The sequence below is a fragment of the Oceanibaculum indicum P24 genome (assembly GCF_000299935.1).
Lineage (GTDB): Bacteria > Pseudomonadota > Alphaproteobacteria > Oceanibaculales > Oceanibaculaceae > Oceanibaculum > Oceanibaculum indicum.
In genome coordinates, this window is record NZ_AMRL01000010.1 from 91,590 (window position 1) to 113,906 (window position 22,317).

Here is a 22,317-nt window from a genome sequence, read left to right on the forward strand (position 1 = left end):
GCCATGCCGGTGCTGGTTGCGCCGGGCAATCCTGCCTATATCCTTGTCGATAGCATTGCATGCCGCAACCACAAGGATAGGACATGACCGTTCTCGCGCAGACCGACGAGCTGTTCTTCACCCGCGCGGGCCTCGACCGCAGCCGCATCGAGCGGCTGGTCGGCGAGGCGCTGTCGGGCGCCGATGACGGGGAACTCTACCTCGAATACAGCCAGTCGGAGAGCCTGGGCTTCGACGATGGAAGGCTGAAGGCGGCCAGCTTCGACACCGCGCAGGGTTTCGGCCTGCGCTCGGTGATCGGCGATGCCGCGGGCTATGCCCATGCCGCCGACCTGTCGGAGGAGGCGATCCGCCGCGCGGTCACCACCGTGCAGGCGGTTAAGGCCGGCCATGGCGGCACGCTGGCCGAGGGGCCGATCGGCACCAACCGGCAGCTCTATACCGATGCCAACCCGCTCTCCGCCGTGCCGTTCGAGACCAAGGTGAAGCTGCTGCAGGACATCGACGCCTATGCAAGGGCGAAGGACCCGCGCGTGCGCCAGGTCTCGGCCTCGGTGGCGGGCAGCTGGAAGGCGGTGCAGATCATCCGCCCGGACGGGATGCGCGTCGCCGACATCCGCCCGCTGGTGCGCCTGAATGTGCAGATCGTCGTCGCCGAGGGCGACCGCATGGAAAGCGGCAGCAGCGGCGCCGGCGGGCGCACCGGCTATGACCTCTATCTCGACCCGCGCACCTGGCAGGCGCAGGTGGATGAGGCGCTGCGCCAGGCCGTCGTGAATCTGGGCTCCATCCCCGCCCCCGCCGGCGAGATGGAAGTGGTGCTCGGCCCGGGCTGGCCCGGCGTGATGCTGCATGAGGCGGTCGGCCACGGGCTGGAGGGCGACTTCAACCGCAAGCAGACCTCCGCCTTCTCCGGCAAGATCGGCCAGCAGGTGGCCTCGAAGGGCGTCACCGTGGTCGATGACGGCACGATGGAGGACCGGCGCGGCTCGCTCACCGTCGATGACGAGGGCACGCCCTCGCAGCGCACCGTGCTGATCGAGGACGGCATCCTGGTCGGCTACATGCAGGACCGGCAGAATGCCCGCCTGATGGGCATGAAGCCGACCGGCAATGGCCGGCGCCAGAGCTTCGCGCATCATCCGATGCCGCGCATGACCAACACGCTGATGCTGGGCGGCCAGCACGACCCGCAGGAGATCATCGCCTCGGTGAAGGGGCGCGGCCTCTATGCCGTGAATTTCGGCGGCGGGCAGGTCGATATCACTTCGGGCAAGTTCGTGTTCTCCGCCTCCGAGGCCTACCTCATCGAGGATGGCAAGATCGGCCCGGCGGTGAAGGGCGCGACGCTGATCGGCAACGGCCCGAAGGCGATGACCCAGGTCTCCATGATCGGCAACGATCTGAAGCTGGATGACGGCATCGGCACCTGCGGCAAGGACGGCCAGGGCGTGCCGGTGGGTGTCGGCCAGCCGACCGTGAAGATGCGCGGCATTACCGTCGGCGGCACCCAGGCCGCCTGACGCCGTTCGGCATCCCAACACACCCTTTACAGGCCAGCCCCCAGACCCGACATAGGGGGTAGCCTATTCCACCGATACAGGAGGAAAGCCATGAGCCAGATCGACGAGAAGACCCGCACCGAGCTTGAAGCCGCCGCTTTCCGCACGCTGGTCGATCATCTGCAGACCCGCACCGACGTGCAGAATATCGACCTGATGAACCTGGCCGGCTTCTGCCGCAACTGCCTGTCGAAATGGTATGCCGCCGCCGCCAAGGACAAGGGGCTGGATGTCAGCTATGACGAGGCCCGCGAGAAGGTCTATGGCATGCCCTACGAGGACTGGAAGGCGAAGTACCAGTCCGAGGCGAATGCCGAACAGAAGGCGATGTTCGAAAAGATTCACTCTCACTAATGGGCGCACTGATTGGCGCACCGAAAGGCGGCGCTCTCTATCCGCCTTGAGCAGAACGCATGGCTGGCGACTTTCCCGCGTGGTAAGGAATTTGGCGTAACGCCGCCATCACTTACCAACAGGAGAGGCCCAGCCGATGCCCCGCTCGGTCGAAAAAATCACCCTCGTCAGCCCGTCCCCCGGTACGGAGCGCCATATCGCCGTGCACCGTTTCGGCACGCCCGGCGCGCGCCCGAAGGTCTATCTGCAGGCGGCGATCCATGCCGACGAGCTGCCGGCGATGATGGCGCTGCACTATCTGCGCCCGATGCTGGAAGAGGCTGACGCCAAGGGCCAGATCAAGGGCGAAATCGTCGTCGTGCCGGTCGCCAACCCGGTTGGCCTGGCGCAGAACATCGCCGGCTATCACCTTGGCCGTTTCGACCTGGTCAGCCGCGAGAATTTCAACCGCAACTTCCTGCCGGTCGCCGAGGGCATCGCCGAGGAGGTGAAGCCGAAGCTGACCAACGACGCCACGAAGAATGTGGAGATCGTGCGCAAGGCCGCCGTCGCCTGGCTGACCGCGCAGCAGCCGCGCAACGAGAACGAATCGCTGAAGTTCACGCTGCAGCGCCTGGCGATCGATTCCGACATCTGCCTCGACCTGCACTGCGCCGGCGAGGCGACGATGCACCTGTTCATGCATCAGGACAGCTATGACGAGGGCGGCGCCGAGCTTTCAGCCCAGATCGGCAGCATGGCAACGCTGGTCAGCCGCCATGCCAGCGGCGGCGCGCGCGCCTTCTCGCAGGGTATCGGCGGTCTGTGGTCCGACCTGCGCGGGCTGATCCAGGACGAGGCCAAGCCAGTTCCGCAGGCCTGTATCTCCGCCACCGTGGAATATCGCGGCCGGGTCGATGTGACCGATGGCTTCGGCAAGCCGGACGCGGAAAACCTGTTCAAAGTGCTGCAGCGCTATGGCGCCATTGCCGGCGATCCCGGTCCGCTGCCGAAGCCGCTGTGCGAGGCCGTGCCCGTCTCGGCTATGGAAGTGGGCTACGCCCCGGTCACCGGCGTGCTGACCTACCACAAGGCGCCGGGCGACATGGTGAAGAAGGGCGAGGTGGTGTGCGACATCATCGACCCCTATGCCGAGGATCAGACCAAGGCGCGCGTGCCGGTGCAGAGCCTGGCCGACGGCATCCTGTTCGGCCGCCGGCCGGAACGCATCGCCCGGCCCGGCATGGTGATCTTCCGTATCGCCTCCGACAAGCCGCTGGCGCACCGGATGAACCGCCCCGCACTTGACGACTGAGCGGCCACCGGCACAAACGGCAACAAAAAGGGGCGCCAACCGGCGCCCCTTGCTTTTCCCCTACCGCTTATCCGGCTCAGCGCACCATCGCCGGCAGGCCGTCCTTGGCATGCTTTTCGTTCTTGGGCGCGGTATCCAGCGGCTTTGCCTTGGTCGGGCCGGTATGCTTCACGCCGCCCGACAGCAGGATATTCTCCAGCGACTTCTCCGTGCCGACACGGAAATCGGCCGGCGCGCGCAGGCTGATCGCCTTCTGCATGAACTGTCGGATTTTCGCGACTTCCTTGTCGCGGGCCTCCTTGTCGTCGGCCAGCGCAGCCGCCATGGCGCGATGCACCGCCATGTCGGTCGCCTTGATGTTGGCCGCGCATTCCAGCTTCTGCGCTTCTTCCATCGCGTACTTACGGTAATCGCCGGGCAGCTTCGGATTCTTGGCCAGTTCGACCAGACGCTGGGCGGCGCGTTCGGCCGAGGTAGTCTCGGCCTTTTCCGCCATTCCTGCCAGCTGATGTATCTGTGCGTCGCAGCGGGCCTTCAGGGCCTCTATCAGGCGACGTTCGGCCTCCGGATCCGACTTCTTCGATGCGGAAAACATTGGCGTTACTCCCCAAGGTATTAACCTTAATAACAGTTAAGGCTGCACTTCGTATACAAAACGTTAACGAAACTGAATATTTTTTGCAATCAAATCACTGTCGGAAAGTCTTCAGTATTTTCCTTAAATCTTTATACAATCTCTTCTGACAGCTCTTGAGCAGCATCGCCAGGCATAGTCCGCTTGCGGCCATGGGGGGCTTCCGGCTATCGTCGCGGACAGCACGACACCCCTTAATGCAGAGGATGATCCATGCCTGACGTCGGCGGCATCGCGGGCGAGCGCCTGCGTTCCTTTATCGAGCGCATCGAGCGGCTGGAGGAGGAGAAGGCGGCACTGGCCGCCGATATTCGCGAGATTTTCGCCGAAGCCAAGGGTGTGGGCTTCGACACCAAGATCATGCGCCAGGTGCTGAAGCTGCGGAAGCTGGACCGCGAGGACCGGCAGGAGCAGGAGACGCTGCTCGACCTCTATCTGCAGGCGCTCGGCATGGCGCCCGGAAGTGCTGCGGAAGCCGGCGACATGGGCGACGGCCAGGACCAGGCCGCGGAATAAGGCGGGCTTTCAGGTTTCTACTGCGCATAGGAGGCAAATCGTATTCCGGCCCATGTCCTTCGAGACGCCTGCTGACGCAGGCTCCTCAGGACGAGGGGAGAATGGGAATACAGACAGTGCCTCCTCGTGACCTCATGCTGAGGAGCCGGCACCAAGTCCCTTGGGGCCGGCGTCTCGAAGCATAGGGCAAACCCAAGAAACCCTCACACCCGGGCGATGCGCAGCACGTTGGTGGCGCCCGGCGTGCCGAAGGGAACACCGGCGGTAATCACGATCTTGTCGTCCTTGTGCGCGAAGCCCTCGCGCAGGGTCACGGCCTGGGCGCTCTGCACCATGTCGGAGAAGCTGCGCACGTCGCGCATCGGCACCGGATGCACGCCCCAGGCAAGCACCAGCCGCCGCGCCGTCGCCTGGCTGGCGGTCAGGCACAGGATCGGTACCGGCGGCCGCTCGCGCGACGCCCTCAGCGTCGTCGAACCGGAAGTGGTGTAGGTCACGATGGCCGCCGCACCGATGGTCTCCGCCACGCTGCGCGCGGCAGCGGTGATTGCGTCCGGGCTGGTTGCGTCCGGCGTGCCATGCACAGCATCGAGGATGGTGCGGTAGAGGTCGTCGCGCTCCACCCGCGCGATGATGCGGTTCATCATCGCCACCGAGTCGACCGGATACTGGCCCGCCGCCGATTCCGCCGACAGCATGACCGCATCGGCGCCGTCATAGACCGCCGTGGCCACGTCGGACACCTCGGCGCGGGTCGGGGCCGGCGCGGTGATCATCGATTCCAGCATCTGGGTGGCGACGATCACCGGCTTGCCGGCCATGCGGCAGGCGCGGACGATACGCTTCTGCATCGGCGGCACATCCTCCGGCGCCATTTCGACGCCGAGGTCGCCGCGCGCCACCATGACAGCGTCGGTCTGTTCGATGATGGCATCCAGATGCTTGATCGCCGAGGGCTTCTCCAGCTTGGCGATGATGGTGGCCCGTCCGGCGATCAGCTTGCGCGCCTCGGCGATATCCTCCGGCCGCTGCACGAAGGACAGCGCCACCCAGTCCACCCCCTGGTCGAGGCCGAACTGCAGGTCACGCCGGTCCTTGTCGGTCAGCGGCGACAGGTCGAGCAACGCGTTCGGCACATTGACGCCCTTGCGGTCGGACAGCGGGCCGCCGGAGATCACCTCCGTCTCCGCCGACTTCGCATCGCAGGACAGCACCTTCAGCCGGATCTTGCCGTCATCCAGGAGCAGCGCATCACCGGGATGCAGCGCCTTGAAGATTTCCGGGTGCGGCAGGCAGACCCGCTTGTCGTCGCCCGGCGCCTTGTCGAGGTCGAGGTTGAAGTGCCGGCCCGCATGCAGCTCGATGCGGCCATTCTGGAAGGTGCCGATGCGCAGCTTCGGCCCCTGCAGATCCATCATGATGGCGATGGGCCGCCCGGTTTCCTGCTCCAGCGCGCGCAAAATCTTCACGCGCTCGGCATGGTCGGCATGCTCGCCATGGCTGAAATTCAGCCGGAACACATCCGCCCCGGCGGCGAACAGCGCCCGGATCTGCTCCGCCGTCGAGGAAGCCGGCCCAAGCGTGGCGACGATCTTGGCGCAGCGCTGACGTCGCATGGTCATTCCCTCTCGTCCGTTCATCTCATCAGGCATCGGGCATCACCAGGATGGCCCGGAAATCATTCACATTGGTCAGCGTCGGCCCGGTCATGACCAGATCGCCCAGCGCCCCGAAGAAGCCATAGCCGTCATTGTCGGCCAGACGCTGTTTCGCCGATACCCCCTTCGCCGCGGCCCGGGCGATGCTGTCCGGCGTCAGCACCGCACCGGCATTATCCTCCGTGCCGTCAATGCCGTCGGTATCGCCGGCAACCGCCCAGATGCGCGGATGCCCACCCAGAGCCACGGCAAGGCCCAGCAGGAATTCCACATTGCGCCCGCCGCGGCCCTTGCCGCGCACCGTCACCGTGGTCTCGCCCCCCGACAGCAGGACGCAGGGAGCGGGCGCCGGCTGGCCGTGCCGCGCCACCTGGAATGCAATGCCAGCCATGACAGTTGCAACCTCGCGCGCCTCGCCTTCAATGGCATCGCCCAGAATGACTGGCGTGATGCCGGCCTTGCGGGCGAGGTCCGCCGCCGCCTCCAGCGAGGCCTGCGGACGGGCGACCATCACCAGCTCGGCATTCGCCAGGCGCGGATCGCCCGGCTTGGCGCTTTCCTCCACCCCTGCTTCAAGATGCCTGCGTACCGCCTCCGGCGGTTCGATGCCATATTTCGCCAGCACGGCCAGCGCATCGGCGAAGCTGGTTGGGTCGGGCACGGTGGGCCCGGAGCCGATCACCGCCGGATCGTCGCCCGGCACGTCGGAGATCGCCAGCGTCACCACCCGCGCCGGATGCGCGGCGACCGCCAGCCGCCCGCCCTTTATTGCGGACAGGTGCTTGCGCAGGCAGTTCATCTCGCCGATGGTCGCCCCGGATTTCAGCAGCGCGCCGGTGACCGCCTGCTTGTCGGCCAGCGTCAGCCCGTCCGCCGGCAGCGACAGCAGCGCCGAGGCGCCGCCAGACATCAGGCACAGCACCAGATCGTCCGGCCCCAGCCCCTGCACCAGCGTCAGCATGCGGCGCGCCGCCGCCTCGCCGGCGGCATCGGGCACCGGATGGCTGGCCTCCACCACTTCGATGCGCTCGCACGGCACGGCATGTCCGTAGCGGGTGACGACCAGCCCCTCCAAATCGCCTTCCCAGTTCAGCTCGACCGCGCGCGCCATGGCGGCGGCTGCCTTGCCGGCGCCGACGACGATGGTGCGGCCTTTCGGTTTCGGCGGCAGGTGGGCTGGCACGCAGGCAGCGGGATCAGCCGCCTTGCGCGCAACCTCGAACAGCGAGAGCAGGAAGGCGCGGGAATCGAAATCGGCGGGAAGAGACATGAAAACGGCGGACCTTTCTTATCGTTGCGTAAAGTATGCTACAGTCCTGCCCACAAACGAAACATCCCTCGTGCGAGGCACAGCGAACAGATGGCGCAAGACAGAGCGGACCGGATTGGCCGCGCGAGTCACTTGACGCTTGCCAGCGGCGGCGAGGACGAACCCCAAGCCCGGCGGCGCGGCCGTCCGGCCTCCGGCAATGCTACGCGCGACGGCGGCCAGGTGCAGTCGCTGACCCGCGCCCTGACGCTGCTGACGGAAATTGCCGGCAGCGATGGCGGCGCCTCGCTCAGCGAGCTTGCGCATCGCGCCGGCCTGCCACCCTCGACCGCGCACAGGTTGCTGAAGAGCCTGGAACAGATGGGCTTCGTGCAGCATGACCATCAGCGCGCGCTGTGGAATGTCGGCGTGCAGGCCTTCACTGTCGGCAACGCCTTCCTGCGCTCCCGCGATGTGGTGGAGATCGCCCGCCCCTTCATGCGGCGGCTGATGGAGGAATCCGGCGAATCGGTCAATCTCGGCGTGCTCGACGGGCGCGAGGTCGTGTTCCTCGCCCAGGTCGAATGCCGCGAGGTGATGCGCGTGCTTGCCCGGCCGGGCGGACGCTCGCCGCTGCATTGCTCCGGCCTCGGCAAGGCGCTGCTCTCGGCGCTGCCGGCGCAGACCACCCGCACGCTGATCGGCAATCACATCCAGCGCTTCACCGACAAGACCCTGGCGACGCACGAGGCGATGGAACGCGACATGGCGCTGTCGCGCCAGCGCGGCTATGCCATCGATGACGAGGAATATGCCGCCGGGCTGCGCTGTGTCGCCGCCCCGATCCATGACGAGTATGGCGAGCCGATGGCCGCCATCTCGCTGTCCGGCCCCAGCGCCCGCCTGACCGATGCCCGGCTGAAGCTGCTGGGCGAAATGGTGGCGCGCACCGCGCAGGCAGTGACCGGCGCCGTCGGCGGCCATCTGCCGGCGGAGTGAATGGGTGGGCGGATAGTCCATCTCCCCCTCACCTAGCTATCATTCGTTCTTTCAACTCCGGCCGTCACCCCCGCACTTGTTGCGGGGGTCCAGGCTTCCACCCGCTGGATACCCGCCCGTGTAAGCTGAACCCTGGATTCCCGGGACAAGCCCGGGAATGACGACAGGAGGGAAGGGAACCGCCTGTTGATGGTCGGCGCCTCGGATCAAGTCCAAAGGTGGTCCGACCATGACGAGGGATGAGGAATAAGGTCGCCCCCATTTGCGCTGGCATTTGCCGATATCGCCCCTAAGATGTCAGGATAAATGACAACCGGGAGGCTCCAATGGCGACCTACGATCCGCGCACGCAGAAACTGCTGACCTTTCATGATTCGGTGCCGCGCTTCCTGGACGGGCGGGACACGCCGCGCGCCTATCTGGAGCGCTGCCTCGACGTGATCGAGACCCGCGAGCCGGAAGTGCAGGCCTTCGTCGTGATGAACATCGACGGTGCCCGCGCCGCCGCCGACGAGGCCACCAGGCGCTATGCCGAGGGCAGGCCGCTGTCCAACATCGATGGCATGCCCATCGGCATCAAGGACCTGTTCGAGACTAAGGACATGCCGACGCAGATGGGCAGCCCGGTCTGGGCCGGCTGGGAATCCGGCCGCGACGCCGCGCATGTGCATGGGCTGCGCAAGGCCGGTGCGGTGGTGCTGGGCAAGCTGGTGACGACGGAGCTGGGCTTCTCCTTCCCCGGCAAGACCCGCAACCCGTTCGATCCGGGCCGCACGCCGGGCGGCTCCTCCTCCGGCTCGGCGGCGGCCATCGGCGCCGGCATGGTGCCCGCCGCCATCGGCAGCCAGGTCGCCGGCTCTGTCATCCGTCCGGCCGGCTATTGCGGCAATGTGGCGATCAAGCCGACCTATGGCGCGCTGAACCGCGGCGGCGGCCATTCCTCGCTCAGCCAGAGCCATATCGGTATCCATGCCGGCTCCATCGAGGATGCCTGGGCGACCTGCTGGCAGATCGCCAACCTGGCTGGCGGCGATGTCGGCTATCCCGGCCTGTATGGCGCGCTGGAGCCGATGGCACCGACGAAGCCGACCCGGCTGGTGCGCCTTGAGACTGTCCTTTGGCCCTCGGTGGATGACGAGAGCAAGGCCGCCTTCGAGACCGTCATCGAGCATCTGAAGCGCCAGGGCGTCACCATCATCAGCCGTGCCGAGGATGCCGATGTCGAGACCTATGAAGCCCTGACCGCCGACGCGCTGGAGCTGACGCTGCAGATCTGCCTGTTCGAGCTGCGCTGGCCGCTGGGCGCCTATCGCGAGCGCGGCCCCGGCATGCTGAGCGAGTCCATGCTGGAACGCCTTGCCGAGGCCGATAAGCAGACGCTGGACGATTACCGCGCGATGCTGGAACGGCGCGATCAGGTCCGCAAGGCCTATGCCGCCCTGAAAGCCAAGGCCGACGGCTTCATTGCCCTGTCCTCTCCCGGCCCGGCCCCGAAGGGTCTGCACAGCACGGGCAGTCCCGCCATGAACGCCGCCACATCGATGACCGGCACGCCGGTCTGGAGCCTGCCGCTGCTGGCTGCCGACGGCATGCCGCTGGGCGTGCAGCTGGGCGGATTCCCGCACGAGGATGCCAAGGTCACCGGCCATGCCCGGTGGCTGATGGACAGCTTCCTCACGCAAGGGTGAATTCCCTTTTGTGGATAAAGGGTTGTTCCGGCGCCACGATCGGAACATAGTTAATGAAAGGTTAATGAACGCTCCGACCGGGCCGGCTTTCGGGCCGGGCTCTGGTCGGAGCAGTCAGGATGGTAGAATGCCAGCCTTCCGCGACGTGATTTACACGGAGCAGAACCGGGCCATATACGACTACTGGTCGTCCCGCCTGGGTGGAAAGCCTGCGCCAAGCCGCGACGAGATCGACCCGACCGACATTCCGCAGCTGCTGCGCCACATCTATATGTGGCAGCTGGAAAAGGACGGCACCACGCTGACCGGGCGGTTGTTCGGCACCGCCTATACCGACTTTTCCGGCGCGGACTTCCGGGGCCGCACCTTCGAGCAGGCGCACCGCGAAAGCAATCCGCTGTTGTTCGAGCGGCTGCAGGCCGGCCATCTGCGCTGCCTGCGCGATTGCGATCCCTTCGTGGTGGTGCGTACCAACCACGCCTTCAACCGGCGCTACCGTGCCTATGAGGGGATGATCCTGCCGGTAACGGACGAGACAGGCCGGCCCTACATCCTGCTGGGCGGGCTGGTGCCGCTGTTCGGCCGGCCGACCGAGGTGCCGTCGGAACTGGATGTCGGGCGCTATGCCTCGGAGATGGTCGTGGAGAATGACGCCGTCATCGGCGGCTGCAAGCTGCAGTGCTGAACCAGTCTGAATGAGGCTCGGCTTAACCCAGCCGTGCCAGCATCGCTGCTGTATCCGTGACGGTGCAGTATTCGCCATCCAGATTGGCAAGCGACAGGGCATGCACCTCCTCCGCCTGCCAGAGCCGCCCCGACAAGTCATGGCGCGCGAAGGTGAAGCAGGCATCGCCAACCAGCCAGGTATCGAAGGACAGGTTGCCCGCCATACGCACCGTTGCCTCCACCGAATTGTTGGTGATGACGCCCGCCACGATCAGCATGTCGATGCCGGCCTGACGCAGATAATCTTCCAGCCCGGTGCCGATGAACGCGCTGTTCGTTTCCTTGCCGACGATTTTCTCGCCCGGTGCGGGCCTGGCTTCCGGCTTGAAGTCATGGCCCGGCTGCCCCGGCCTGTAGGTTGAGTCGGGGTTGACCGAATCGTGGCGCACATGGATGACCGGCCGGCCCGTACGGCGCCAGCCCTCCAGCAGGCTGGCGACATGCGCCTCGGCGCTGGGATTGTTGCGCGGTCCTGCTACTGCCCAGCGCGGGTCATCGATGGCCTGTTGCAGGTCAATCAGCAGCAGGCAGGCGGTCGGCGGCAGTGGGGTCACTCCGCTGCCTGCTCGATATCGCGGCGGCGCCGTTCCTTCTCGTAGTGCCCGAGAATCCAGCCGAGATGCGCCTCCATGGCGCGGGCTGCCTGATCCGGATCACGATCACGGACCGCCTCGTAGATGGCGCGGTGCTGCTCCAGCAGCGCCAGATCGTCGCGCTCGCTGGCCAGCAGCTCATAGCGATGGAAGGCCAGCATCTCGACCATGATATCGCGCAGCGTCTCCAGCATGTGCATATAGACACAGCTGGCGGTGGCCCGTGCGATCACCAGATGGAAGCGCAGATCGTCACTGGCCTTGTAGGTACGCACCCGGCAGGAATCCGCCATCGAGTCGAGGATCGAGGCCAGCTCGGCCACCTGATCCGGCGTCGCGTGCAGCGCTGCGCGGCGGGCCGCCCAGACCTCCAGCGCGCCGCGGATCTCCATCAGGTCGTGCAGGCTGGTGACATTCTCCTTCACCAGCTCGGTCAGCGGCAGGTCGAGATGGCGCACGCTAGACAGGACGCGGGTGCCGCCGCCCTGCACCGCATCGACCAGCCCCTGCGCCTTCAGCTGCTGCAAGGCCGCGCGCACCGAGACGCGGCTGACATTCATCATCTCGGCCAGCTGGCGTTCGCCGGGTAGCCGCTCGCCCGGCCCCAGCTCGCCGACAGCGATCAGCCGCCGCAGCTCGGCCGCGATGCGGTCAGCCACGCGCTGGCGCGGAAGCTCCTGAAAGCGCTCGTCGGACGGCTGCATGAGCGGAATCGGCTGCTGTCACTGGTCTGATTTTCAGACAGCTAGCCCCAGCCTGACACACAGGTCAAGGCAGTTTTCCAATAAAGCCAATAAGTTAGAAGTGTTCTAAATCGAAAGTGCTAATATGCGTATTCGCGGAACACCGGATCGACCGAACCGCCCCAGCGGCCTTCATAGGCTTCCAGCATCTCGTCGGACTGGGTGCGGTCGCCCTGTGCGATGGCGACCAGCGTGTCGAGGAAATGCGTCTCGTCATCGCCCATCGAATCGCGGAAGGCGCGGGCGCGCAGGCCGGCCCGGGCGATCTTCAGGCATTCCAGCGCCAGGTCGCGCACCGTACCACCGCGGAACGGCGTCCGCAGGCCGAGGCGCGGCACGGAATCGCGGAGGGTCTGGTGATCTTCCAGCGTCCAGTCCTTCACCAGGTCCCAGGCGGCGTTCTGCGCCGTATCGTCATAGAGCAGCCCGACCCAGAAGGCCGGCAGCGCGCAGATGCGCCGCCACGGCCCGCCATCGGCGCCGCGCATCTCCAGATAGCGCTTCAGCCGCACTTCCGGGAAGGAGGTGGTCATGTGGTCGGTCCAGTCGCCCATGCCGGGGATCTGACCGGGCAGGCCCGGCAGCCGGCCTTCCATGAAGTCGCGGAAGGACTGGCCGGCGACATCGATGTACTGCCCGTCGCGATAGACGAAGTACATCGGCACATCGAGCAGGTAATCGACATAGCGCTCGAAGCCCATACCGTCCTCGAACACGAAGGGCAGCACGCCGCAACGGTCGGGGTCGGTATCGGTCCAGATGTGGCTGCGGAAGCTCTGGAAGCCGTTCGGCTTGCCCTCGGTGAAGGGCGAGCTGGCGAACAGCGCCGTCGCCACCGGCTGCAGGGCCAGGCTGACGCGGAACTTCTGCACCATGTCCGCCTCGCTCAGAAAGTCGAGGTTGGTCTGGATGGTGCAGGTACGCAGCATCATGTCGAGGCCGAGGCTGCCCTTCTTGGGCATGTAGTCGCGCATGATCTTGTAGCGGCCCTTGGGCATCCAGGGGATGTCCTCGCGGCGCCATTTCGGGTTGAAGCCCAGCCCCATCATGCCGGCGCCGATCTCGCCGCAGACCTCCTTCACCTGCGCCAGATGCTGATGCACCTCCGAACAGGTCTGGTGCAGCGTCTCCAGCGGCGCGCCCGACAGCTCGAACTGGCCGCCCGGCTCCAGCGTGATCGCGCACTTGTCCATCGACAGCGCGATGATCTTGTCGCCTTCGCGGATCGGCTCCCAGCCGAAGCGCAGCATGCCTTCGAGAATCGCGCGGATGCCGGTCTCGCCCTCATAGGGCAGCGGCCGCAGACTCTTCAGATCGTAGGCGAATTTCTCGTGCTCGGTGCCGATGCGCCAGTCGGATTTCGGCTTCACGGCGGAGGCCAGATACTCGACCAGCTGGCGCTTGTCAGTGATCGGCTCGCCTTGACTCTCGGGCGGACGGGACATGCGGACGATTCCTCAGGCTCGAAAGATGGCTTCTGGGGCCGGATGGCCGATGGCGCTTATGCTCTTAAGCCTACCCCCGGAAATCCGGGCGTCCCTGCCGCCAGTCGCCGGCAATGGCCTGGAAGCAGGCGAGGGCCGCGAGGGCCGCCGTATCGGCGCGCAACACCCGTGGCCCAAGGCTGATCGCGGTAACAAAGGGAAGTTTCCGCAACCCGTCAAGTTCCGTTTCCGTGAACCCGCCTTCCGGTCCGATCAATACAGCATTTCCCCCAGAGACATTATCCGCCAGCGCTTCCGAAATGGGCCGGCCGCCGCCGGTTTCGTCGCAGACCAGCAGCCGCCGTCCGGCCGGCCAGTCCGCCAGTACCGCCTCCAGCTTGCGCGCGGGCATCACCTCGGGAACCGACAGCCGCTCCGACTGTTCGGCCGCCTCGACAGCATTGGCCAGCAGCCGCTCCTCATTCACGCGGGAGACGATGGTGCGCTGGGTGAACACCGGGCACAGGGCGGAGACGCCAAGCTCCGTCGCCTTCTCCGCCAGATAGTCGATGCGGGCATGCTTCAGCGGCGCGAAGACCAGCCAGAGGTCCGGCTCCACCGCCTGCGGGCGCAGCTGCTCCAGCGGCGTGACGAGGGCCGAGGCCTTGCCGAGGTCGGATATTTCCGCCAGCCATTCGCCGTCGCGCCCGTTGAACAGCGCCAGCCTGTCGCCGGGCGACAGCCGCAGCACGCTGCGCAAATAATGCGCCTGCCCCTTGGGCAGGGTCACGGCGACAGCCGCCGCGAGGCTCTCGCCAGTATGGAGGCGGGTCTGATACAAACGGGCCATGAGAGAACGACTCTCCAGGGGTCTAACAGGAATCGCCGCACGATAGCCCATGCAGAATGGACCCGGAAGTTCACGGCCCGATAATTCGCCCGATACGCGGATCGATATCCCGGCGGACAGCTGGATCGACCGGCTTATGCCCGGCTGGTCGCGCGCCTATCTGCGCCTCGGCCGCTTCGACCGGCCGATCGGCACCTGGCTGCTGCTCATTCCCTGCTGGTGGGGCCAGGCGCTGGCCACAAATGGCTGGCCCGACCCGCTGCTGATGGCGCTGTTCGTGCTGGGCTCCTTCGTCATGCGGGCGGCGGGTTGCGCAGTGAATGATCTGGCCGACCGCGATATCGACCGCAAGGTCGCGCGCACCCGCACGCGCCCGCTGGCCAGCGGCGCCCTGTCGGTTCGGCAGGCGCTGATCTTCATCGCCGTTATGTGCGCCATCGGGCTGGCCGTGCTGCTGTCACTTAATCCCTACAGCTGGGCGCTCGGGGCCGGTGTCGTCGGGCTGATCGTGCTCTACCCCTTCATGAAGCGCATCACTTACTGGCCGCAATTCGTGCTGGGCGTCACCTTCAACTGGGGCATCCTGATCGGCTATGCCGCCGTTGCGGGGGAACTGCATCTGCCGGCCCTGATCCTCTATGCCGCCAGCATCGCCTGGACGCTGGGCTATGACACGATCTACGCCCATCAGGACCGGGAAGACGACCTGAAGGTTGGGGTGAAATCCTCCGCCCTGGCGCTGGGCCGTAATACCAGGCCGGCGCTGTTCGCCTTCTATGCGCTGACCCTGCTGGGCATCGCGGCCGCCGGCTGGCTGGCGGACCTTGCCTGGCCGTTCTGGGCCGTCCTCGCCCTCGGCGCCGCGCAGCTTCTCTGGCAGGCCGGGCGGCTCGATATCGACGATCCGGCGGATTGCCTGCGCACCTTCCGCTCCAACCGCGATTTCGGGCTGATCGTGCTGGCGGCGCTGGTTGCCGGTCAGGTCCTTGCGTGATCGACGACCCGGAAGGCTTCGTCACCCGCAACACAAGCCGGCGGAGCGCCCCGCTGGTCCCGGAAATCCTGCTGCATCTGGCCGACGCCGTCATGCCGCTGTGGGAGATGACGGAGGCTGACCTTGAGCGCCAGGGCATTCCGCCGCCCTACTGGGCCTTTGCCTGGCCGGGCGGGCAGGCGGTGGCACGGCTGATCCTCGACCGGCCGGAACTGGTGAAGGGCAAGCAGGTGCTCGACCTCGGCGCCGGGGGCGGGATCGCCGCCATCGCCGCCATGAAGGCCGGTGCGGCGCAGGCGACGGCGAACGATATCGACGCGCTGGCGCTGGCCGCCATCGCGCTGAACGCGGCAGCCAACAAGGTCGCCGTCGATGTGCTGGACCGCGACCTACTGGATGATCCGGCACGCGGCTGGGATGTCATCCTGGCCGGCGACCTGTGTTACGAAAAACCCATGGCAGGCCGCGTCATGGGCTGGCTGCGCGCCGCGGCATCGCGCGGCACCACCGTGCTGCTGGGCGATCCGGGCCGGGCCTACGCACCGGCGGACGGGCTGTACAAGCTGGGCGACTTCGCGGTGCCGGTCAGCCGCGATCTGGAAGACCGGGACATCCGACATACCGCTGTCTGGCAGGTGCTGCCGGGATAGTCCATTCCCCTTCCGCATCCGCCGCCCTAGATTAGGGGCATGAACCAGACAAGTACCCTCAGCCAGATCGACCATTGGGTCTTCGATCTCGACAACACGCTCTACCCGGCGTCGTGCAACCTGTTCTCGCAGATCGACTGGCGCATGACCGGCTTCATCTCCGAGACGCTGAAGCTGCCGCCCGAGGAGGCCCGCGCGCTGCAGAAGGCGATGTTCCGCAAATACGGCTACACGCTGCGCGGCCTTATGCTGGAACATGGCGTGCCGCCGACCGACTTCCTAGATTACGTCCACGATATCGACTATGCGCCGGTGCCTGCCTGCAGCCGGCTGAAGGCGGCACTGGAAGCCCTGCCGGGCGAGAAGCTGATCTTCACCAACGGCACAGTGCGTCATGCCGAACGGGTGCTGGAGCGCCTCGGCCTCGATGGCTTCGCCGGCATCTTCGACATCGTTGCGGCGGACTATACGCCGAAGCCCGACCCCGCCCCCTATGACCGCTTCGTAAAGCGTCACGCCGTCGATCCGCGCCGCACCGCGATGGTCGAGGATATCGCCCGCAACCTGGTGCCCGCCGCCGCCCTCGGCATGACGACGGTGTGGGTCACGGGAAGTCCCGACTGGGCGAAGGACGGCAGCGAGGGCGACCATATCCACCACGCCACCGACGATCTGGCCGGCTGGCTGGAGACACTAACCGCGAAAGCCCCCGATACGCCCGGCGGCAGTTGACTTGGGAGGGTGGTCATACCATCCTCTCGCCCGCCTTTCAGACCGTACCAATTTCGAGGAAACCGGCCATGAGTGACGCCTCCCTGCAAGCCACCATCGATGCCGCCTGGGAAGACCGGGCCAATGTCGGCCTCACCACCAAGGGTGAGATCCGCGACGCCGTCGAGGCGGCGCTGGAGGGGCTGGATTCCGGCAAATACCGCGTCGCCTCGAAGGAGACCGGTTCCTGGGTGGTGCATCAGTGGCTGAAGAAGGCGGTGCTGCTGTCCTTCCGCCTCTATGACATGGCGCCGATTCCCGGCGGCCCGACCGACCCGGTGCGCGGCCCCTCGCCCTGGTTCGACAAGGTGCCCTCCAAGTTCTCCGGCTGGGACGAGGCGAAGTTCCGCGCCGCCGGCTTCCGCGCCGTGCCGAACTGCGTGGTGCGCCGCTCCGCCTATATCGCCCCCGGCGCGGTGCTGATGCCCAGCTTCGTGAACCTCGGCGCCTATGTCGACAGCGGCACCATGGTCGATACCTGGGCCACCGTCGGCTCTTGCGCGCAGATCGGCAAGAATGTGCACCTGTCCGGCGGTGTCGGCATCGGCGGCGTGCTGGAGCCGCTGCAGGCCGACCCGGTCATCATCGAGGATAATTGCTTCATCGGCGCGCGCTCCGAAGTCGTCGAGGGCGTGATCGTCGAGGAAGGCTCGGTCCTGTCCATGGGCACCTTCATCTCGAAGTCCACCAAGATCATCGACCGCAACACCGGCGAAATCTTCATGGGCCGCGTGCCGGCCTATTCCGTGGTGGTGTCGGGCAGCCTGCCCGGCAAGCCGCTGCCGGACGGCACGCCCGGCCCGTCGCTCTATTGCGCCGTCATCGTGAAGCGGGTGGATGCGCAGACCCGCTCCAAGACCTCGATCAACGATCTGCTGCGCGACTGAGGCTGATCCCGATGGCCCTCCAGGACCCTGCAACCGGGGCACTCGACCCGGTTTCCCTCGCCCAGGCGCTGATCCGCTGCCCCAGCGTCACGCCGGCGGACGAGGGCGCGCTCGACGTGCTGGCGCAGGCGCTGGAGGGCATCGGCTTCACCTGCGAGCGGCTGCGCTTCGAGGAGGAGGGCACGCCCCCGGTCGATAATCTCTATGCCCGCATCGGCACGGCGGGGCCGGTGTTCTGCTATGCCGGCCATACCGACGTGGTGCCGGTAGGCGATGCGGTGGCCTGGACCGTCGATCCCTTCGCCGCCGAAATCCATGACGGCGTGCTGTACGGGCGGGGCGCGGTGGACATGAAATCCTCCATCGCCAGCTTTGCAGCCGCCGCCCAGGCCTATATTGCGGCTGCCGGCACCCTGCCCGGCTCCATCGTGCTGCTGATCACCGGCGACGAGGAAGGTCCGGCGATCAACGGCACGAAGAAGATGCTGGACTGGATGGCGGCGCGCGGCGAGACCATCGATGCCTGCGTGGTGGGGGAGCCGACCAACCCGACAAAGCTGGGCGAGATGGTGAAGATCGGCCGGCGCGGCAGCCTCACCGGTCGACTGACCGTCTATGGCGCGCAAGGCCATGTCGCCTATCCGCATCTGGCGGACAATCCGATCCACCGGCTGGTGCGCATGCTGGCGCCGCTGTCGAAGACCTACATCGACGAGGGCAGCGATTATTTCCAGCCTTCCTCCGTGCAGATCACCACGGTGGATGTCGGCAACCCGGCCACCAATGTGGTGCCGGCGCAGGCGAAGGCGGTGTTCAACATCCGCTTCAACGATCTGTGGACCTCGAAGAAGCTGGAAGCCTGGCTGCGCCAGATTTTCGACGAGGGGCTGGGCAGCGATGGCGGCAGCTACGAGCTGAAATGCTCGGTCAGCGGCGAGAGCTTCCTCACCGAACCGGGCTGGTTCTCCGACCTGCTGCAGGATGCCGTCGAAGGCGTGACCGGCCTGCGCCCGGAACTCTCGACCACCGGCGGCACCTCGGATGCCCGCTTCATCCGCTCGGTCTGCCCGGTCGCGGAATTCGGGCTGGTCGGCCAGACCATGCACAAGGTGGATGAGCGCGTGGCGGTGGAGGATATCCGCCGGCTGGCCGACATCTTCAGGGCCGTGCTGACCGCCTTCTTCGCCCGCAACGAAGCGGTCCGCTAGCATGAACTTGCCGAGCCAGGCGGAGATCGCCAAGGCGCTGTACGGCGCCTGGCGGCTGGCGCGGTTCGATGCGCGCGGGCTGGAGTATTTCGACCGCAGCCTGGACGGCTTCTGGAAGAGCTTCTTTGCCGCCGCCATCGCGGCACCGGCGCATTTCGGCCTGCTGGCGCTGGCCGGCGGCGATTCGCCGATTGCTATTGGCGGGTTGTTTGGCCTGCTGCGCGAGGCGGCGATCTACGCGATCTCCTGGCTCGCCTTCCCGCTGGTCATGGTCTATGTGGCCCGCCATCTGGACCGGGAAGAACGTTATTTCGATTATATGGTGGCCTATAACTGGGCCAGCCTGCTGCAGATCGTCGCCTTCCTGCTGGTCTCCGCGCTGGCTGTCGGCGGCGTGTTCCCCGATGCGCTGGCCGGCTTCGCAACCATGCTGATCTTCGTCGCCATCCTGATCTATCAGTGGTTCATCGCCCGCACCGGCCTCGCCATCGGCGCCGGGGCCGCCGTCGCCGTTGTGTTCTTCGACATGGTGGTGGGGCTGATGGTACGGCTGCTCGGCCAGTCAGTCGCTTTCTGACAGCAGCTCCGACGGATAATCGACGCGGGTGAGATACAGCCCGTCCGGCGGCGCGGTCGGCCCGCCGGCGCGACGGTCGCGTGCCTCCAGCGCCTGGCGCAGATCGTCCTGCGTCCAGGTGCCCAGTCCGACCAGCGCCAGCGTGCCGGCGAAGTTCCGCACCTGATGATGCAGGAAGGAACGCGCTTCGACGACCATCTGCACCTCCTCCCCGATGCGTGACACCTCCAGCCGGTCGAGCGTCTTCACCGGGCTGGCCGCCTGGCATTCTTTCGCGCGGAAGCTGGAAAAATCATGCGTGCCCAGCAGCAGCTGCGCGGCCTCGTGCATCGCACCGGCATCCAGCGGACGGGGATGCCACCAGACCCGCCCCCGATCCAGCACCGGCCGCGCCCGCCGATCCAGGATGCGGTAGAGATAGGCCCGACCCACTGCCGAGAAGCGGGCATGGAAATCCTCATGCGCGTAGTGCGCGGCCAGCACGACCACGGATTCATCGCGCAGATGCGCGTTCATCCCGTCGCGCAGCCGGCCAGGCTCGATATCCTTGTCGATTTCCAGATGGCAGATTTGTGCGGTCGCATGCACGCCGGCATCGGTGCGGCCGGCAGCGGTCAGCTGCACGGTTTCGCCAGTCAGCCGGGTCAGCGCCTCTTCCAGCGCCTGCTGCACGGAGGGACCATTATTCTGCCGCTGCCAGCCGACATAGGGGCGTCCGTCATATTCGAGGGTAAGGCGATACCGTGGCATGGCGCTTTTTGTCACACCTGTCTGGAATGTCACAAGTCCGTAACGATTTGTTAGGCCCTTTGGCGCATTTTGCGCCGCAACAAAAGGCGCAGACCGCCTTATACCCTGATTTGAAGAAGACCGAGAAAGCGATGGACGATCCCAAACCGGGTGCCGTCGAGGAACCCGAATTGCAGAAGCTGCTCGCGCACTGGCACGAGATCCGTGGCGACCGGGTCCTGCCGACCCGCGCCGATCTCGACCCGGTGCTTTTGCCCTTTCCGCTGGACCGGCTGTACCTGATCGAGGTGCGCCGCGACCCGGAGGATTACATCATCCGCCTCGCGGGCGAAACCGTGCAGCGCTTCTATCGTGGCCGCGTGGCGGGCCGCAGCATCAGCGAGGTGACGCCGCGCGACTTCACCGCGCCGCTGATCCAGCACCTCAGCGCCGTCAGCCACACCCAGCGCCCGGCCTATGCGAAAAGCGGCTTTGCCGCGCGCAACTCCATCTTCCGCTATTCACGGCTGGTGCTGCCGTTCGGAGAGCCGGGCCGCACGACCCACCTGCTGGGGGCTGTTGTGCAGTATTTCTCGCTGGCCGAACTGGTTCATGTGAACCCTGACGCCGCCCGGCCGCTGCCGGACATCAGCAACGCCGCCTGAGCGGTCAGCCCAGAATCGTGCCCTTCGGCAGCGGATAGCCGCGTAGCAGCGCGTCTGCCTCCATTGCCGCCTTGCCCGGACGCTGCACGCGCAGCAGCCGCAGCGCCCCCGCGCCACAGGCCACGGTCAGGGCCTCGTCCAGCACGGTGCCGGGCGTGCCGCTGCCGTTGGCCAGTTCGGCCTTCAGAACCTTCAGCCGCTCGCCCTGATGCAGGAAGAAGGAGCCGGGCCAGGGATCGAAGGCGCGGATTTGCCGTTCCAGCTCAGCCGCCGGCTTCGTCCAGTCCAGCAGCGCCTCCTCCCTGGTCAGCTTGGCGGCGTAGGTGACGCCCGCTTCCGGCTGTGCCACAGGCTTCAGCGTGCCGGTATCCAGCCCGTCCAGCGCGGCGACGATCATCCGGCCGCCCATATCCGACAGTGCATCATGCAGGCTCTGGCCGGTGGTCTCCGCCGTGATCGGCACCGCCTCGCTGAGCAGCATCGGCCCGGTATCCAGCCCCTCATCCATCTGCATGATGGTGACGCCGGATTCGGCATCGCCCGCCTGGATGGCGCGCTGGATCGGTGCCGCCCCGCGCCAGCGTGGCAGCAGCGAGGCGTGGATGTTCACGCAGCCAAGGCGCGGCGCGTCCAGGATCGGTTTCGGCAGGATCAGCCCATAGGCCACCACCACCGCACAATCGAGATTCAGGGCGGCGAACGCCGCCTGTGCCTCCGCATTGCGCAGGCTCTTCGGCGTGCGCACGTCGATGCCCTGCGATTCCGCATAGGCGTGCACCGGCGAGGGGGTGAGCTTGTGGCCCCGTCCCGCCGGGCGTGGCGGCTGGGAATAGACGGCGGCGATCTCGTGCCCGGCCGCGATCAGCGCCTTCAGCGCCGGGACCGAGAAGTCCGGCGTGCCCATGAAGGCAAGGCGGAGTCTGGTCATTACGCGTTGGCCGGCTCGGCCATCGCCTTCTTCGCCTTCAGCAGCTTGCGCGCGATGATGCCGCGCTTCAGCGAGGAGAGGTGATCGATGAACAGCACGCCGTTCAGATGGTCGATCTCATGCTGCACGCAGACCGCCAGCACGCCGTCCGCCTCGATCTCGCGGATTTCGTTCTCATAGTCGATAAAGCGGATCTTCACGCTGGCCGGACGCTTCACCTCGGCATAATGCTCCGGCACCGACAGGCAGCCTTCCTCGTAGCTCTTGATCTCCGGCGATTCCCAGATGATTTCCGGATTCGCCATCTTGAAGATCACCGGATCCTCGTCCTTGCGGGCGATGTCCATGACGATGACGCGGTTGGAGATGCCGACCTGCGGTGCCGCCAGTCCCATGCCGTTCTCGGCATACATGGTCTCCACCATGTCATCCATCTGCTTGCGGATGGTGTCGTCCACACGCTCGACGGGCAGCGCCTTCTTCTTCAGGCGTGGATCGGGAGCAACGACGAGGGGCAGTACGGCCATGATTGGAACCATTCGAATAAACTTGCGTGAACGGCCATTACCTAAGCAGCAGCGCATGCAGCGTCAAGCTTTGCCGTAGTGTGTGCAGCAT

At 66.2% G+C, this 22,317-nt stretch carries 24 protein-coding genes; 14 read left to right on the forward strand and 10 right to left on the reverse strand.

The genetic code is table 11. The features are described from left to right. Positions 1-83: 83 nt before the first annotated feature. The 3 genes from tldD to P24_RS09720 all read left to right on the forward strand — a co-directional run bounded on the left by tldD (position 84) and on the right by P24_RS09720 (position 3,210). On the forward strand, positions 84-1,523 hold the full coding sequence (tldD, locus tag P24_RS09710; protein WP_008944540.1) for a metalloprotease TldD: 1,440 nt from the start codon (positions 84-86) through the stop codon (positions 1,521-1,523). A gap of 90 nt (positions 1,524-1,613) precedes the next feature. After that, on the forward strand, positions 1,614-1,916 hold the full coding sequence (locus P24_RS09715; RefSeq protein ID WP_008944541.1) for a DUF1244 domain-containing protein: 303 nt from the start codon (positions 1,614-1,616) through the stop codon (positions 1,914-1,916). Between the two features lie 136 nt (positions 1,917-2,052). Continuing rightward, positions 2,053-3,210: a succinylglutamate desuccinylase/aspartoacylase family protein gene (locus tag P24_RS09720; protein ID WP_008944542.1), complete on the forward strand. Its 1,158-nt coding sequence runs from the start codon at positions 2,053-2,055 to the stop codon at positions 3,208-3,210. A gap of 76 nt (positions 3,211-3,286) precedes the next feature. Here the strand turns inward: P24_RS09720 and P24_RS09725 are convergent, their stop codons facing one another. After that, on the reverse strand, positions 3,287-3,805 hold the full coding sequence (locus P24_RS09725; protein WP_008944543.1) for a hypothetical protein: 519 nt from the start codon (positions 3,803-3,805) through the stop codon (positions 3,287-3,289). Between the two features lie 252 nt (positions 3,806-4,057). Between P24_RS09725 and P24_RS09730 the strand changes: the two genes are divergently transcribed. Beyond that, a complete protein-coding gene (locus P24_RS09730) occupies positions 4,058-4,360 on the forward strand; it encodes a DUF2312 domain-containing protein (RefSeq protein ID WP_008944544.1) in 303 nt (100 codons plus the stop codon). 203 nt (positions 4,361-4,563) lie between these two features. Here the strand turns inward: P24_RS09730 and pyk are convergent, their stop codons facing one another. Together pyk and P24_RS09740 are read right to left on the reverse strand one after the other, a co-directional pair. Beyond that, entirely contained in the window at positions 4,564-5,982 is a 1,419-nt protein-coding gene (gene pyk, locus P24_RS09735; RefSeq protein ID WP_008944545.1) for a pyruvate kinase, read from the reverse strand. Between the two features lie 22 nt (positions 5,983-6,004). Next, a complete protein-coding gene (locus tag P24_RS09740) occupies positions 6,005-7,288 on the reverse strand; it encodes a glycerate kinase type-2 family protein (RefSeq protein ID WP_008944546.1) in 1,284 nt (427 codons plus the stop codon). 132 nt (positions 7,289-7,420) lie between these two features. Here P24_RS09740 and P24_RS09745 point away from each other — a divergent pair, with 132 nt between their 5' ends. The 3 genes from P24_RS09745 to P24_RS09755 all read left to right on the forward strand — a co-directional run bounded on the left by P24_RS09745 (position 7,421) and on the right by P24_RS09755 (position 10,639). Beyond that, complete coding sequence (locus tag P24_RS09745; protein WP_008944547.1) at positions 7,421-8,266, forward strand: IclR family transcriptional regulator domain-containing protein; 846 nt, start codon at positions 7,421-7,423, stop codon at positions 8,264-8,266. 326 nt (positions 8,267-8,592) lie between these two features. Beyond that, a complete protein-coding gene (locus P24_RS09750; protein WP_008944548.1) occupies positions 8,593-9,954 on the forward strand; it encodes an amidase in 1,362 nt (453 codons plus the stop codon). A 127-nt stretch (positions 9,955-10,081) separates the two neighbouring features. Beyond that, entirely contained in the window at positions 10,082-10,639 is a 558-nt protein-coding gene (locus P24_RS09755; protein WP_008944549.1) for a PAS domain-containing protein, read from the forward strand. Positions 10,640-10,661: 22 nt separating this feature from the next. On the opposite strand, the gene P24_RS09760 is transcribed toward P24_RS09755, so the two are convergent. From P24_RS09760 to P24_RS09775, 4 genes are all read right to left on the reverse strand, one after another. Continuing rightward, positions 10,662-11,234 (reverse strand): cysteine hydrolase family protein, encoded by a 573-nt coding sequence (locus P24_RS09760; protein WP_008944550.1) that lies wholly within the window; start codon positions 11,232-11,234, stop codon positions 10,662-10,664. Continuing rightward, positions 11,231-11,977 carry a FadR/GntR family transcriptional regulator gene (locus P24_RS09765; protein WP_008944551.1) on the reverse strand — a complete coding sequence of 249 codons (747 nt, stop codon included), beginning with the start codon at positions 11,975-11,977 and terminating at the stop codon, positions 11,231-11,233. Before P24_RS09765 ends, P24_RS09760 begins: the two co-directional genes overlap by 4 nt. 119 nt (positions 11,978-12,096) lie before the next feature. Next, on the reverse strand, positions 12,097-13,461 hold the full coding sequence (locus P24_RS09770) for a glutamate--cysteine ligase (RefSeq protein ID WP_008944552.1): 1,365 nt from the start codon (positions 13,459-13,461) through the stop codon (positions 12,097-12,099). A 70-nt stretch (positions 13,462-13,531) separates the two neighbouring features. Further along, the gene (locus P24_RS09775) at positions 13,532-14,290 is read right to left on the reverse strand and encodes a 16S rRNA (uracil(1498)-N(3))-methyltransferase (protein ID WP_008944553.1); all 759 of its coding nucleotides are present in this window, start codon (positions 14,288-14,290) and stop codon (positions 13,532-13,534) included. Between the two features lie 49 nt (positions 14,291-14,339). Between P24_RS09775 and ubiA the strand changes: the two genes are divergently transcribed. The 6 genes from ubiA to P24_RS09805 all read left to right on the forward strand — a co-directional run bounded on the left by ubiA (position 14,340) and on the right by P24_RS09805 (position 19,377). Further along, positions 14,340-15,284, forward strand: coding sequence for a 4-hydroxybenzoate octaprenyltransferase (gene ubiA, locus P24_RS09780; protein WP_008944554.1), 945 nt, complete (start codon positions 14,340-14,342; stop codon positions 15,282-15,284). Beyond that, positions 15,281-15,934 (forward strand): class I SAM-dependent methyltransferase, encoded by a 654-nt coding sequence (locus tag P24_RS09785; RefSeq protein ID WP_008944555.1) that lies wholly within the window; start codon positions 15,281-15,283, stop codon positions 15,932-15,934. The genes ubiA and P24_RS09785 overlap by 4 nt, the downstream gene beginning before the upstream one ends. A gap of 39 nt (positions 15,935-15,973) precedes the next feature. Continuing rightward, a complete protein-coding gene (locus P24_RS09790) occupies positions 15,974-16,666 on the forward strand; it encodes a pyrimidine 5'-nucleotidase (protein WP_008944556.1) in 693 nt (230 codons plus the stop codon). A gap of 68 nt (positions 16,667-16,734) precedes the next feature. After that, the gene (gene dapD, locus P24_RS09795; RefSeq protein WP_008944557.1) at positions 16,735-17,592 is read left to right on the forward strand and encodes a 2,3,4,5-tetrahydropyridine-2,6-dicarboxylate N-succinyltransferase; all 858 of its coding nucleotides are present in this window, start codon (positions 16,735-16,737) and stop codon (positions 17,590-17,592) included. Positions 17,593-17,603: 11 nt separating this feature from the next. Further along, complete coding sequence (dapE, locus tag P24_RS09800; protein WP_008944558.1) at positions 17,604-18,800, forward strand: succinyl-diaminopimelate desuccinylase; 1,197 nt, start codon at positions 17,604-17,606, stop codon at positions 18,798-18,800. 1 nt (position 18,801) lies between these two features. Next, a complete protein-coding gene (locus P24_RS09805; protein WP_008944559.1) occupies positions 18,802-19,377 on the forward strand; it encodes a hypothetical protein in 576 nt (191 codons plus the stop codon). Here the strand turns inward: P24_RS09805 and truA are convergent. Further along, positions 19,363-20,127: a tRNA pseudouridine(38-40) synthase TruA gene (gene truA / locus P24_RS09810; RefSeq protein WP_008944560.1), complete on the reverse strand. Its 765-nt coding sequence runs from the start codon at positions 20,125-20,127 to the stop codon at positions 19,363-19,365. The two genes, P24_RS09805 and truA, sit on opposite strands and share 15 nt — an antisense overlap. 131 nt (positions 20,128-20,258) lie before the next feature. Here truA and P24_RS09815 point away from each other — a divergent pair, with 131 nt between their 5' ends. After that, positions 20,259-20,771, forward strand: coding sequence for a PAS domain-containing protein (locus P24_RS09815; protein ID WP_008944561.1), 513 nt, complete (start codon positions 20,259-20,261; stop codon positions 20,769-20,771). Between the two features lie 4 nt (positions 20,772-20,775). Here the strand turns inward: P24_RS09815 and fmt are convergent, their stop codons facing one another. Then, positions 20,776-21,699 (reverse strand): methionyl-tRNA formyltransferase, encoded by a 924-nt coding sequence (gene fmt, locus P24_RS09820; RefSeq protein WP_008944562.1) that lies wholly within the window; start codon positions 21,697-21,699, stop codon positions 20,776-20,778. Continuing rightward, a complete protein-coding gene (gene def / locus P24_RS09825; protein WP_008944563.1) occupies positions 21,699-22,226 on the reverse strand; it encodes a peptide deformylase in 528 nt (175 codons plus the stop codon). The genes fmt and def overlap by 1 nt, the downstream gene beginning before the upstream one ends. Between the last annotated feature and the right edge of the window lie 91 nt (positions 22,227-22,317).